At 54.1% G+C, this 13,173-nt stretch carries 15 protein-coding genes and 1 tRNA gene; 9 read left to right on the top strand and 7 right to left on the bottom strand.

Annotated elements, in window-relative coordinates; genetic code table 11:
* Positions 1–8: 8 nt before the first annotated feature.
* Positions 9–989: a tRNA-modifying protein YgfZ gene (gene ygfZ, locus FHC51_RS01220; RefSeq protein ID WP_156239714.1), complete on the bottom strand. Its 981-nt coding sequence runs from the start codon at positions 987–989 to the stop codon at positions 9–11.
* Positions 990–1,291: 302 nt separating this feature from the next.
* Between ygfZ and sdhE the strand changes: the two genes are divergently transcribed.
* On the top strand, positions 1,292–1,558 hold the full coding sequence (gene sdhE, locus FHC51_RS01215; protein ID WP_103176875.1) for an FAD assembly factor SdhE: 267 nt from the start codon (positions 1,292–1,294) through the stop codon (positions 1,556–1,558).
* Complete coding sequence (locus FHC51_RS01210; protein ID WP_103822769.1) at positions 1,539–1,952, top strand: protein YgfX; 414 nt, start codon at positions 1,539–1,541, stop codon at positions 1,950–1,952. Before sdhE ends, FHC51_RS01210 begins: the two co-directional genes overlap by 20 nt.
* Before the next feature lie 4 nt (positions 1,953–1,956).
* On the opposite strand, the gene fldB is transcribed toward FHC51_RS01210, so the two are convergent.
* Positions 1,957–2,478: a flavodoxin FldB gene (fldB, locus tag FHC51_RS01205; protein WP_103176873.1), complete on the bottom strand. Its 522-nt coding sequence runs from the start codon at positions 2,476–2,478 to the stop codon at positions 1,957–1,959.
* 70 nt (positions 2,479–2,548) lie between these two features.
* On the opposite strand from fldB, the gene xerD reads away from it, so the two are divergent.
* The 5 genes from xerD (at position 2,549) to lysS (ending at position 8,665) form a co-directional block, all read left to right on the top strand.
* Positions 2,549–3,475, top strand: coding sequence for a site-specific tyrosine recombinase XerD (xerD, locus tag FHC51_RS01200; RefSeq protein ID WP_255584722.1), 927 nt, complete (start codon positions 2,549–2,551; stop codon positions 3,473–3,475).
* Positions 3,476–3,496: 21 nt separating this feature from the next.
* The gene (dsbC, locus tag FHC51_RS01195; RefSeq protein WP_220434737.1) at positions 3,497–4,210 is read left to right on the top strand and encodes a bifunctional protein-disulfide isomerase/oxidoreductase DsbC; all 714 of its coding nucleotides are present in this window, start codon (positions 3,497–3,499) and stop codon (positions 4,208–4,210) included.
* A gap of 5 nt (positions 4,211–4,215) precedes the next feature.
* On the top strand, positions 4,216–5,949 hold the full coding sequence (recJ, locus tag FHC51_RS01190; RefSeq protein WP_103176870.1) for a single-stranded-DNA-specific exonuclease RecJ: 1,734 nt from the start codon (positions 4,216–4,218) through the stop codon (positions 5,947–5,949).
* Positions 5,950–6,039: 90 nt separating this feature from the next.
* Positions 6,040–7,138, top strand: a protein-coding gene (gene prfB, locus FHC51_RS01185; RefSeq protein ID WP_103176869.1) for a peptide chain release factor 2 whose coding sequence is annotated in 2 segments (ribosomal slippage) — positions 6,040–6,114 and positions 6,116–7,138 — 1,098 coding nt in all. Because the reading frame shifts where the segments join, the coding sequence is not laid out codon by codon here.
* A 9-nt stretch (positions 7,139–7,147) separates the two neighbouring features.
* Positions 7,148–8,665: a lysine--tRNA ligase gene (gene lysS / locus FHC51_RS01180; RefSeq protein WP_103822764.1), complete on the top strand. Its 1,518-nt coding sequence runs from the start codon at positions 7,148–7,150 to the stop codon at positions 8,663–8,665.
* A 46-nt stretch (positions 8,666–8,711) separates the two neighbouring features.
* Here lysS and idi read toward each other — a convergent pair whose 3' ends face one another.
* The gene (gene idi, locus FHC51_RS01175; RefSeq protein ID WP_114385806.1) at positions 8,712–9,263 is read right to left on the bottom strand and encodes an isopentenyl-diphosphate Delta-isomerase; all 552 of its coding nucleotides are present in this window, start codon (positions 9,261–9,263) and stop codon (positions 8,712–8,714) included.
* A 184-nt stretch (positions 9,264–9,447) separates the two neighbouring features.
* On the opposite strand from idi, the gene actS reads away from it, so the two are divergent.
* Positions 9,448–10,185: an amidase activator ActS gene (gene actS / locus FHC51_RS01170; RefSeq protein ID WP_114316862.1), complete on the top strand. Its 738-nt coding sequence runs from the start codon at positions 9,448–9,450 to the stop codon at positions 10,183–10,185.
* An 80-nt stretch (positions 10,186–10,265) separates the two neighbouring features.
* Positions 10,266–10,339, top strand: a tRNA-Gly gene (locus FHC51_RS01165).
* 983 nt (positions 10,340–11,322) lie between these two features.
* On the opposite strand, the gene FHC51_RS01160 is transcribed toward FHC51_RS01165, so the two are convergent.
* The 4 genes from FHC51_RS01160 to FHC51_RS01145 form a co-directional block, all read right to left on the bottom strand.
* On the bottom strand, positions 11,323–11,595 hold the full coding sequence (locus FHC51_RS01160) for a hypothetical protein (protein WP_220434736.1): 273 nt from the start codon (positions 11,593–11,595) through the stop codon (positions 11,323–11,325).
* Positions 11,592–11,807, bottom strand: a complete 216-nt coding sequence (locus FHC51_RS01155; RefSeq protein WP_220434735.1) for a hypothetical protein — start codon at positions 11,805–11,807, stop codon at positions 11,592–11,594. The genes FHC51_RS01160 and FHC51_RS01155 overlap by 4 nt, the downstream gene beginning before the upstream one ends.
* Positions 11,801–12,379 (bottom strand): tyrosine-type recombinase/integrase, encoded by a 579-nt coding sequence (locus FHC51_RS01150; RefSeq protein WP_220434734.1) that lies wholly within the window; start codon positions 12,377–12,379, stop codon positions 11,801–11,803. Before FHC51_RS01150 ends, FHC51_RS01155 begins: the two co-directional genes overlap by 7 nt.
* Positions 12,380–13,074: 695 nt before the next feature.
* Positions 13,075–13,173, bottom strand: a 99-nt coding sequence (locus FHC51_RS01145) for an IS1 family transposase (protein ID WP_000641146.1), incomplete at its 5' end; no start/stop codon positions are given.

The following is a 13,173-nucleotide window of genomic DNA, read 5'->3' as shown; positions in this document are numbered from 1 at the left end:
AACAGCTATCACTCTTCCAGCGAATACGGCAGCGGCTCGATGCTTAACGTATTCACATCCTCACGCACGCGGAAGACGCTGTCTGGCTCCATATCATTATTCATCACGGCCTGAACCAGCAGGCGGCCATCGTCAAGCTGAACGGCAGCCAACACGGTGCCGGTACGGCGCCAGTTGTCACCCATTTTCAGCTCCAGATCTTCACCGGCTTCAGGTACGCGGCTGGCTTTACCCGCCAGATACCACAGCGCGCGTTTGTTGGCGCCGCGGAACTTCGCACGGGCAACCATCTCCTGACCGGTATAACAGCCTTTTTTAAAGCTGATACCACCCAGCGCCTGCAGGTTGGTTGCCTGCGGGATAAACTGCCCGCTGTTGGCCGCCTCGATAACCGGAATACCCGCTTCAATGTCCAGCGACAGCCACTGCTGGCTGTTATTTAACTGCGCTTCGCCACGCAGGGCCTGGGTCACGCGCTCGGCGGTAGCGACATCGGTTACCAGTAAGAAACGCTCTGCCGGATGTTCAAACCACAGCAGCGAAGTAGCCCCGTCGTTAGTGACCTGTTTTTCTGCATCAGGCAGTTCACTGAACAGGTTTTTCAGCGCGGCGCGCGCCTGGAAGCCCGCCACACCCAGCAGCACCTGCTCGTCATCGGCCGCGATGGTCACTTTCGAGAATACCGCATACTTTTTCAGCTCGGTGAGCTGGGCGTCGCGCAGGCTACGACGTTCGATCAGGGCAAAACCATCCTGACGACGGAAGAGGCGCAGGTTGCTCCACATCTTGCCTTTCGGATCGCAGTGCGCTGCCAGCAGATGCTGGTGTTCGGTCAGCTGACTGACATCCGCGGTCACCTGGCCCTGCAGGTACTTTTCGCTGTCCACGCCGACGAGGGTTGCCAGCGCCCAGTCATCAAGGGTCATAAGCGTCAGCGGCAGACGCGCAGAGGCGACAGGCTGGCGCGGAGAAAAGGGTGTAAATGCCATATTGATGTCCTGAATTGCTTAACGCTTTGATAATGCCTAATGGTAAAAGAGACTGTAGCCATTGCAAGCGGTTTCAACAGGCTATTCGTGCCCTTAGCCTAATCTGCGTAACGCTACGCAAAACAGCTGAACACGCTTATTTATTGTGTTTTTTTGTGGAAGCCTGCTCCTGGAACGTAATATTCCAGTAATGAAACAGCAAAAACACGTTACACTAAGAGCCGTTTCTTCCCGGTTGAGCACGTTTCTCTGCCGATACGAACGGAACACTGCCTGAACTCAACGTTATGCAGGAATCAGACATGGACATTAATAACAAAGCCCGCATTCACTGGGCATGCCGTCGCGGCATGCGCGAACTCGATATCTCCATCATGCCGTTCTTCGAATATGAATATGACAGCCTGAGCGATGAGGATAAGCATCTCTTCGTCCGCCTGCTGGAGAACGACGATCCCGATTTATTTAACTGGTTAATGAATCACGGCAAACCTGCCGACGCCGAGCTGCAACGGATGGTGCTTTTAATTCAGACACGGAATCAGGAACGTGGTCCTGTGGCAATCTGATCTACGCGTCTCATGGCGCGCCCAGTGGATGTCGCTTCTGCTCCACGGCCTGGTCGCGGCTGTTATTCTTCTGATGCCATGGCCGCTGAGCTACACCCCATTATGGCTGATGCTGCTGTCGCTGGTGGTGTTTGATAGCGTACGCAGTCAGCGGCGCATTAACGCCCGTCAGGGTGAAATCAAACTGTTTATGGATTCCCGTCTGCACTGGCAAGACAGCGAGTGGGAAATTGTCGGCACGCCGTGGATGCTGAAATCCGGCATGATGCTCCGCTTACGCAAAGGCGCGGGTCAGCGCTGCCATCATTTATGGCTGGCGGCAGACAGTATGGATGAAGCGGAGTGGCGGGATCTGCGTCGGATGATGTCGCACCAGCCAACGCAGGGGCGGTAGGGGTTTAGCTGAACTGCTCCGCCATTTCGCCAAGGATTTGCTCGCACCAGCTCTGCAGGCGCTCTTCACTGAGGTCGTACTGGTTGGTTTCATCCAGGGCCAGCCCGACAAACAGCTCTCCGTCGGCGATAATCGGTTTCTTGCTGGTAAACTCATAGCCTTCTGTTGGCCAGTAACCAATGAACGTCACCCCTTTCGGTGCCAGCTTGTCATGCAGCATCCCCAGCGCGTCGAGGAACCACTCGCCGTAGCCCAGCTGATCGCCCATGCCGTAGAGCGCGATAATTTTGCCTTCAAGCGCCAGGGAGTCGAGCTGATCCCAGATGGCTTCCCAGTCTTCCTGCAGTTCACCGAAATCCCAGGTCGGGATGCCGAGGATCAGCACGTCGTACTGCTCCATCATTGATGGGGCATCATCTTTGAGATTGTGCAGGGTGACCAGTTCCGGGCCGATAATGTCGCGAATTTTCTCTGCGGCCATCTCGGTGTAGCAGGTGCTGGAACCATAAAACAGACCAATATTCATCGCTAAAATGTCTCAATACTTGCTATGACTTTGCGAGTAGTGTACCAGAAACAAGACCCATTCAGGCATAATGCCCCATTGCAGAACGAAAGAGGCGGACGTGGAAAAGGATCTCTCACTCATCGAACAGTTTCTCGATGCGCTCTGGCTGGAGAAGAATCTTGCCGAGAACACCCTCAGCGCCTACCGACGCGATCTGGCGATGCTGGTGGCATGGTTACACCATCATGATCTCTCTCTGACCACGGCCCAAAGCGACAATTTGCAGGCGCTGCTTGCCGAGCGGATGGAAGGGGGATATAAAGCCACCAGTTCCGCGCGGCTGCTGAGCGCCATGCGGCGTCTGTTTCAGCACCTTTACCGCGAGAAGATACGCCCTGATGATCCCAGTGCGGCACTGGCGTCGCCAAAACTGCCCCAGCGTTTGCCAAAAGATCTCAGCGAAGCACAAGTTGAGAGATTATTACAGTCGCCAGTGGTTGACCAACCGCTGGAGTTACGCGATAAAGCGATGCTCGAAGTGCTTTACGCCACAGGGTTGCGCGTGTCTGAACTGGTCGGGCTGACGATGAGCGATATCAGTCTGCGCCAGGGCGTGGTACGGGTGATCGGCAAAGGCAATAAAGAGCGTCTGGTGCCGCTGGGCGAAGAGGCGGTTTACTGGCTGGAGAACTATCTTCAGCATGGCCGCCCATGGTTGCTGAACGGTGTCTCCATTGACGTGCTGTTTCCCAGCCAGCGCGCGCAGCAAATGACACGTCAAACCTTCTGGCATCGCATCAAACATTACGCCACACTGGCGGGTATCGACAGTGAAAAACTTTCGCCGCACGTTCTGCGTCACGCGTTTGCGACCCATCTTCTGAACCACGGCGCCGATCTGCGCGTGGTCCAGATGCTGCTTGGGCACAGTGACCTGTCAACGACGCAAATCTACACGCATGTCGCGACGGAACGCCTGCGGCAGCTACACCAACAGCATCACCCACGTGCGTGATGACTTGTAACAGGAACCAATATGAAAAAGTCTTTAGTGCTGTTCTCTCTGCTGGCAGCGTCATTATCCGGTCTGGCGCATGCTGACGATGCGGCCATTAAACAGTCTCTGGCGAAGCTCGGTGTCACCAGTAGCGAAATTCAGCCTGCGCCCGTTGCGGGCATGAAAACGGTACTGACCAACAACGGCGTGCTGTATGTGACCGAAGACGGTAAGCACTTTATCCAGGGACCGCTGTACGACGTGAGCGGCGCGCAGCCGGTTAACGTTACCAACCAGATGCTGATGAAAAACCTGAACGCGCTGGAAAAAGAGATGATCGTCTACAAAGCGGCGCAGGAAAAACATGTCATTACCGTCTTTACCGACATCACCTGCGGTTACTGCCACAAGCTGCATGAAGAGATGAAAGACTACAACGCGCTGGGGATCACCGTGCGTTATCTCGCCTTCCCGCGTGCGGGTGTGCAGAGCCAGCCTGAGCAGGACATGAAGGCCATCTGGTGTGCGAAAGATCGCAACAAAGCCTTTGATGATGCCATGAGCGGTAAAGGCGTTAAGCCTGCCTCCTGTGATATCGACATTGCCAATCACTACGCGCTGGGCGTGCAGTTTGGTGTGACCGGTACGCCTGCGATCGTGCTGAGCAACGGCTATGTTGTGCCGGGCTACCAGGGGCCGAAAGAGATGAAAGCCTTCCTTGATGCGCACCAGAAACAGTTTGGCGGTAAATAATTCGCGTGAAATCTTCGACACAACTTCGTCGTCGTGAAGTGGACGAGAGCGCCGCGTTACCCGCGACGCTCCCTCCGCTGTTGCGTCGGCTCTATGCCAGCCGTGGCGTGCGAAATGCAGATGACCTTGAGCGCAGCGTCAAGGGCATGCTCTCCTGGCAGCAGCTTAGCGGCGTCGAACGCGCCACCGAGCTGCTGTACAACGCCCTGCGGGAGGGGACGCGCATCATTGTGGTGGGGGATTTTGACGCCGATGGCGCCACCAGTACCGCGCTGAGCGTGCTCAGCCTGCGGGCGATGGGGTGCGACAACGTCTCATATCTGGTGCCGAACCGCTTTGAGGATGGCTATGGCCTGAGCCCGGAAGTGGTGGATCAGGCTCACGCCCGCGGCGCGCAGATGATCCTGACGGTGGACAACGGGATCTCCTCCCACTCCGGAGTTGAGCGCGCCCATGAATTTGGCATCCCGGTGCTGGTCACCGATCACCATCTGCCTGGGGATACCTTACCGGCGGCAGAAGCGATCGTTAACCCCAACCTGCGCGACTGCGACTTCCCGTCGAAATCGCTGGCGGGAGTGGGGGTGGCCTTCTATCTGATGCTGGCGCTGCGTACACGGCTGCGTGATGAAGGGTGGTTTGACGCTAAAGGTATTGCGCCGCCTAATCTGGCGGAATTCCTCGATCTGGTGGCGCTGGGCACCGTGGCGGACGTGGTGCCGCTGGATGCCAATAACCGTATTCTCACCTGGCAGGGCTTAAACCGTATTCGGGCGGGAAAATGCCGTCCGGGTATCAAGGCGCTGCTGGAGATCTCCAACCGGGACCCGCTGCGGCTGGCGGCCAGCGATCTCGGTTTTGCCCTCGGCCCGCGTCTCAACGCTGCCGGACGTCTGGACGATATGTCGGTGGGGGTGGCGCTGCTGCTGTGCGACAACATCGGCGAAGCGCGCGTGCTGGCCAACGAGCTGGACGCGCTGAACCAGACCCGCAAAGAGATCGAGCAGGGGATGCAGGCCGAAGCCCTGATTCTCTGCGAAAAGCTGGAGCGCAGCGGCGACTCGCTGCCCGGCGGGCTGGCAATGTATCACCCCGAGTGGCATCAGGGGGTGGTGGGTATCCTCGCCTCGCGCATTAAAGAGCGTTTTCACCGCCCGGTGATTGCCTTTGCCCCTGCCGGCGACGGCACCCTGAAAGGATCGGGCCGCTCGATTCAGGGGCTGCACATGCGCGACGCGCTGGAGCGCCTGCATACGCTGCATCCGGGGCTGATGATTAAATTTGGCGGCCACGCCATGGCGGCGGGACTGTCGCTGGAAGAGGCGAAATTTGACCAGTTCCAGCGCCTGTTCAGCGAACTGGTCACCGACTGGCTGGATCCGGCTCTGCTCCAGGGCGAAGTGGTCACCGATGGCCCGCTGGCGCCGGCGGATATGACCATGGAGGTGGCGCAGATGCTGCGCGATGCCGGTCCGTGGGGGCAGATGTTCCCGGAGCCGCTGTTTGACGGGCGTTTCCGCCTGCTGCAGCAGCGTCTGGTGGGTGAACGGCATCTGAAAGTGATGGTGGAACCGGTTGGCGGCGGCCCGCTGCTGGACGGTATCGCCTTTAACGTGGATACCACAATCTGGCCTGATAACGGCGTACGCGAAGTCGAACTGGCCTATAAACTGGATATTAACGAGTTTCGCGGCAACCGCAGCCTGCAAATCATCATCGACCATATCTGGCCACTTTAGCATCACTATTCCGCTATAAAAAAGGGCGTGAATCCGGTACAATTCCGCCCTTACACCGCATTTTTACTCGTCCATAAAAGAAAACAGACCATGTTTGAAATTAATCCGGTAAAAAACCGCATTCAGGACCTCACCGAGCGCTCCGACGTTCTTAGGGGGTATCTTTGACTACGATGCCAAGAAAGAGCGTCTTGAAGAAGTAAACGCCGAGCTGGAACAGCCGGACGTCTGGAACGAACCTGAACGCGCACAGGCGCTGGGTAAAGAGCGTTCCTCTCTCGAAGCTATCGTAGATACGCTGGATCAAATGGCGCAGGGTCTGGATGATGTTTCCGGGCTGCTGGAGCTGGCCGTTGAGGCCGACGACGAAGAGACCTTCAACGAAGCTGTCGCAGAGCTCGATGGGCTGGAAGAGAAGCTGGCACAGCTGGAATTCCGTCGTATGTTCTCCGGCGAGTACGACAGCGCCGACTGCTACCTTGATATCCAGGCCGGTTCCGGCGGTACAGAAGCGCAGGACTGGGCCAGCATGCTGACCCGTATGTATCTGCGTTGGGCTGAAGCCCGCGGCTTCAAGACTGAGATTATCGAAGAGTCTGAAGGCGAAGTGGCAGGCCTGAAATCTGTCACCATCAAGATTATTGGCGATTACGCTTACGGCTGGCTACGTACCGAAACCGGCGTACACCGCCTGGTGCGTAAGAGCCCGTTCGACTCCGGCGGTCGCCGTCATACTTCGTTCAGCTCCGCGTTTGTCTATCCGGAAGTGGACGAAGATATCGACATCGAAATCAACCCGGCAGATCTGCGTATCGACGTTTACCGCGCATCCGGTGCGGGTGGTCAGCACGTTAACCGTACGGAATCTGCGGTGCGTATTACCCACATTCCAACCGGGCTGGTAACACAGTGCCAGAACGACCGTTCCCAGCATAAAAACAAAGACCAGGCCATGAAGCAGATGAAAGCGAAGCTTTATGAGCTGGAGATGCAAAAGAAAAATGCTGAGAAACAGGCGATGGAAGATAACAAGTCTGATATCGGCTGGGGCAGCCAGATCCGTTCTTACGTCCTTGATGACTCCCGCATCAAAGACCTGCGTACCGGTGTCGAAACCCGTAACACGCAGGCGGTGCTGGATGGCAGCCTGGACCAATTTATCGAAGCAAGTTTGAAAGCAGGGTTATGAGGAACCAACATGTCTGAACAACAAGCACAGGGCGCTGACGCGGTAGCCGATCTTAATAATGAACTGAAAACCCGCCGCGAGAAGCTGGCTGCGCTGCGCGAGCAGGGCGTGCCGTTCCCGAACGATTTTCGCCGCGATCGTACCTCAGACCAACTGCACGCTGACTTCGACGCTAAAGAGAACGAAGAGCTGGAAGCGCTGAACATCGAAGTGGCCGTTGCTGGCCGTATGATGACCCGCCGTATCATGGGTAAAGCCTCCTTTATTACGCTGCAGGATGTTGGCGGCCGCATTCAGCTGTATGTTTCTCGCGACGATCTGCCTGAAGGCATCTACAACGAGCAGTTCAAAAAGTGGGACCTGGGCGATATCCTGGGCGCCAAAGGCAAGCTGTTCAAAACCAAGACCGGCGAGCTCTCTATCCACTGCACCGAGCTGCGTCTGCTGACCAAAGCCCTGCGCCCGCTGCCGGACAAGTTCCACGGCCTGCAGGATCAGGAAGCGCGCTATCGCCAGCGCTACCTGGATCTCATCTCTAACGATGAATCCCGCAACACCTTCAAAATTCGCTCTAAGATCATGGCCGGTATCCGCCAGTTCATGGTTAACCGCGACTTTATGGAAGTGGAAACCCCAATGATGCAGGTGATCCCGGGCGGTGCCTCCGCGCGTCCATTCATCACCCATCACAACGCCCTGGACCTGGACATGTACCTGCGTATCGCGCCGGAACTGTACCTGAAGCGTCTGGTGGTGGGCGGTTTCGATCGCGTATTTGAGATCAACCGTAACTTCCGTAACGAAGGCATCTCCGTGCGTCATAACCCAGAGTTCACCATGATGGAACTCTATATGGCCTACGCGGATTACAAAGATCTGATCGAGCTGACCGAATCCCTGTTCCGCACCCTGGCGCAGGACGTTCTGGGCACCACCGAAGTGCCGTACGGCGAAGAGGTGTTCGACTTCGGTAAGCCGTTCGCTAAGCTGACCATGCGTGAAGCGATCAAGAAATACCGTCCGGAAACCGAGATGGCGGATCTGGATAACTTCGACTCCGCAAAAGCGATCGCTGAGAGCATCGGTATCAAGGTTGAGAAGAGCTGGGGTCTGGGCCGTATCGTGACCGAGATCTTCGAAGAAGTGGCCGAAGCGCACCTGATTCAGCCAACCTTCATCACCGAATACCCGGCTGAAGTTTCTCCGCTGGCACGTCGTAACGATGTGAATCCGGAAATCACTGACCGCTTCGAGTTCTTCATCGGTGGCCGTGAAATCGGCAACGGCTTTAGCGAGCTGAACGATGCAGAAGATCAGGCGCAGCGTTTCCAGGATCAGGTTGATGCGAAAGCGGCGGGTGACGACGAAGCGATGTTCTTCGACGAAGATTACGTAACCGCGCTGGAACACGGCCTGCCGCCAACGGCGGGTCTGGGTATCGGTATCGACCGTATGGTGATGCTGTTCACCAACAGCCACACCATCCGCGACGTGATCCTCTTCCCGGCGATGCGTCCGGTAAAATAAGTCATTGTTGATAAAAAGCCCCGGCGTATAACGCGTCGGGGCTTTTTTATTGCCTGGCGTTTGCCGCGAAGCGAAGCAGGGCGTCTCTCGCTGCCTGGGCTTCCATCACCATCCACGGGCTGAACGCCCAGGGAGTGGCCTCCAGCGCGCCGAGCATCGCCTCCAGCGTTACCCACTGATAATCCATCACTTCGTCGCGGTTGATGATCACGGTGTTAACGGCGAGCGCCGCGAAGACGGGGCAGATCTCATTTTCGACAATCCCGGAAGGATCGGTTTCGCAGTAGCGGAATGCCGGTGCGACCGGGCAGATCCCGGCGATCTCTGCGCCCACTTCATAGCGGCAGCGGCGGATCATGGCCTGCTCCAGAGATTCCCCCTGTTGCGGATGTCCGCAAACGGAGTTGGTCCAGACGCCGGGCCAGGCTTTCTTGCTCATGGCGCGACGCGTAACCAGCGTCTCCCCCCTGGCATTGAATAACCAACATGAAAAGGCCAGATGAAGAGGGGTGTGCGAGGTGTGTGCGGCGTATTTTTCCTGTGTGCCAATAACCGTTCCGTGGTCGTTAACTAAAATGACGTGTTCGTGCGTTCCCATTGTAACTCCCGTGCTGAAATTACCGGGCGATACTGACCTGTTAGCATTCCAGTAAGTTCAGCACGGCCTGGCTGGGCGATTATATCGTAATCGCTGCTAAACGGGTTGTCGCTCAGGGTGCTATTGGCATCCTGATTGAGACTGTTATGATAGCGCTGCCATTCACGTTGACCGAGGTACTGTTTTGTTTGCAGGAAGCCCGACGAAAAACCCTGTTTCTGCTCTGTTTTGCCTGACCCTGGCCCTGTTGCTGGCGGGATGTGCGGGCAGTAAATCATCGGATTCTGGTCCTGTGTATACCGTTAAACGCGGTGATACGCTGTACCGTATATCGCGTGCAACCGGCACCAGCGTGAAGGATCTGGCGCGCCTGAACAATATTTCCCCGCCTTACACCATCGAAGTGGGGCAAAAGCTGAAGATTAACGGCAGCAGCAGCACGGCCAGAAAGTCTTCGTCAAAGAGCAGCGGTAAAACCGCCGCGGTCACCCCTTCTTACACCGTACCTAAATCCTCCTGGCCGCCTGTCGGGCAGCGCTGCTGGGTCTGGCCGGCCAGCGGCAAAGTGGTGATTCCGTACTCCACTGCGGAAGGGGGAAACAAAGGCATTGATATCGCCGGCACCCGCGGCGCGCCGGTGTATGCCTCCGATGCAGGCAAAGTGGTCTATGTCGGCAATCAGCTGCGGGGTTATGGCAACCTGATCATGATTAAGCACGGCGAGGACTACATCACCGCCTATGCCCATAACGACACGATGCTGGTGAATAATGGGCAAAACGTGAAGTCCGGGCAGAAGATCGCCACCATGGGCAGCACCGGATCCAATACCGTGGCGTTGCATTTCCAGATCCGCTACCGGGCGACGGCTATCGATCCGATCCGCTATTTACCGGCACCAGGTGGTAAACCGAAGTGCTAAGTGATTATTTAATCGCCACTTAGCGAGCCGGTCTCTTGTCAGCAGAGGCGTAAGGTCTATAATGCTTTACGCACCTCAATGCGGGCGTAGTTCAATGGTAGAACGAGAGCTTCCCAAGCTCTATACGAGGGTTCGATTCCCTTCGCCCGCTCCAGATCTCTCCCCTTGTGGCAAAACTTCATGAAAATTCGTTTTGCTATCAACAACTTATCTTAGCTAAGTTGTCTGTAATCGTTCTACTATTGAACGATGATTTACCAACACAAGGTACACTGTTAGTTGTCACGGATAGTTACTATGGAAATGAGAGTATAACTATTCGTCGGCGGCAGTTCCAACCTCACACCGCGATAATCCAACGTGAAGGAAAAGCCTGATCCGGGCATTGATTCTCATAACCTTACAGTGAAGCGCATTTTTTGCCGATGCTCCCCCATGCCACACGTCGTGATGACGTTGCAGGGAATAAACAGGTTTATGGTGGTCACGGTACTTGCACACCACATGCAAGCTCTGCCAGCGGTTCGGCCTCGCTCCTTCGGGTACATGGTCATCCTGACAAACTTCACTGTCTGACATAACCCTTGATGAAGTCGCCTAACGGCTCCGCACGTTGTCTTACCACCAACGGGCTTATTGGCTGCTATTGTCATTGCAAACGATCTATTAGCGCGATTGCCATCCAGCCGAAGTAGGCAATAGAGAAAAGAGAGTTTTCAGTAATGAAAGCGAGGCAGAGTAAAGCCATGATGATAATGATGGTCAAATTCTGGCGTGAAAAAATAAGCTCGCATAGATTATGTCCTGAGGTGTATGCTCTGATCATAAGCACCTCTGGTGATTCTGTCTAAGATTTTTTGACTATCTCACTATAGCATAGTATTTTTTATTGTGTCAACCATAAAACAAGTTAAATTATTTTGGATTTATAACAATGGGTTAGGGTGATGTGGTGTGCCGGTACTGCCAGGTAAAAAAATTCTTTCAGAGCTATTTAACGAAATCTGGCTCTCCGCTGATGAACAAGATTTGGAAGAAAGGGGGCATTACGCCCCCTCGTATCATTCCTGTAAAGCCCGTAGCCACATCATAAGCAAATGAAGCTGGCTTCCTGTCATGGCAGGGATTCGGACGGTTCTACCGTTGCTTACGTTGCACAGCGCGAGCGCTAACGCCATAATGTGCTGATTCGGCATCTCTAACTCTCCGTTGGGATTGTTGAATACGGCGGGGGCTGTCTTCCGGCAAGTTGCCAGCCTTCGCCACTTCTTCATTTACTGCTTTTCTAAGGTTGGACGGCAGTAAATGCCGTTGTAGCGTCGTTCCTGCAAGTTTCACTACCTGCGTATAAACACGCACGGTGGCACCGTTCCATTGAAAGCTAATGATCGGCTCTTCCTCCTTTTTCACTCTTCTGAATCCTCAGTATTGAAGGCTTTCGCATACGGACATTTCCCCTTTGTTACGTAAGAGAACAGATAATTGCTGTTCTGATACGTGCATAGCATTTTCCCGTTCTCCGTCTTTTCCTCCTGTGGGTTGGTCATCGTAATTTGTCCTGCATGAGCTGCCAGCGGCAGGAGTGCCAGCGCATAAAGCAAGCCTTTCATGTTGATCACCATTCTAAAGAAAACTCTTCTGTTAAATCGTCCAGGACATCCTGACCATACCCGATGTAATACATCGTTGACCGTGGATCTGTCTGTCCCAGGAAATGGGCGATTGTCTCTATAGCCACCCCATTCTCGAATAAAATTCGGCCCCGACTTTTTCGGGGTGTATGGCATCCCACGTTAGAGAATCCCGCTCTACGGCCCATCTTGCCGAACTCGGCAAACACCGTGTTACGTGTAACGGGGTTTCCTCTACTGCGTAATGTGGCAGCACTGAAAATGTAATCTGTAGCTACAGGCATCTTAGCTTGTTCTGCCTTGCGTTGTGCCACCACTGACAACATGGACGCTGTAACTTTTGGCCTTACCACGTTCCCCGTTTTCTCCTGCTTCACCTTGAGGTGAGATTGCCCCTCTACGTCTTCATACTTGAGCTTGAGTACGTCAGAGATTCGCAAGCCCGATTCATACATAAACACCCACAAGCAATAGAACAGGTTGCTTCTGGTGGTGCGCTGTAGCTCTGCCGCCACTGCTTTAACTTCGTCTGCACTCTTTAGCGCCTGGCTAATGCCTTTCATCTTTACCCCTCCTCATGTTCGTTTCGTTGAAATCATCATTGATCATAAATTGATCATTTTCAATAGGTTGCACGATACATGAACTTAAGAGCAGCACAAAATGATCAAAATGTGTGCGGCATTGCGAGAGCAATTGAACGACCTGATCGAAGGCCACCCAATTCTGCCATGCGTCATCATCGAATATCTGTAACTGATTGAAAAACAACAATAAACTTAATTTTATTAATGATTCATGAAACGGTGGTTCTGTCAAGAGATTTAATTTCGATGACGGGGAGTTACCCCTGTTTTCACGATGAAGTAATGTAAAATCGTACAGAATTATATAAATCAATAAGTTACATAATACACTTTACCAAAGTGTATCGAAGTAGGGCGTAATTGCACTGTAGATGAGGCGTTAATGATAACGCCTCTCATTTGTTGCGATGAGATCTGATTTATTGAGAATTATTCTCAAATGAAGGAGTTTGTGAGCATAAAAAAGAAGCATCGTTTCAATTTAGAAAACTCGTTCAACACATTGCACACACCTTGAAAGTGGTTTGCCATGACAAACGGCCCTGTAAGCCGCACGGCGTAAGGCTTAATCATAAGTGATGAAAGATACTTTGAAAGTGAGAAAGGCGCTCAGAGAGCGTTACAGGCTGTTTATTTAGGATGGAAAAAGCATCGCTGGTAATGACTCCAACTTACTGATAGTGTTTTATGTTCAGATAATGCCCGATGACCTTGTCATGCAGCTCCACCGATTTTGAGAACGACAGTGACTTCCGTCCCAGCCTTGCCAG

Origin of the sequence: Leclercia sp. EC_58, assembly GCF_019584355.1 — a bacterium.
Taxonomy (GTDB): Bacteria; Pseudomonadota; Gammaproteobacteria; order Enterobacterales; family Enterobacteriaceae; genus Enterobacter.
Note: the sequence above shows the minus strand (reverse complement) of the source record. Positions and strands in the feature narration are given on the sequence as shown.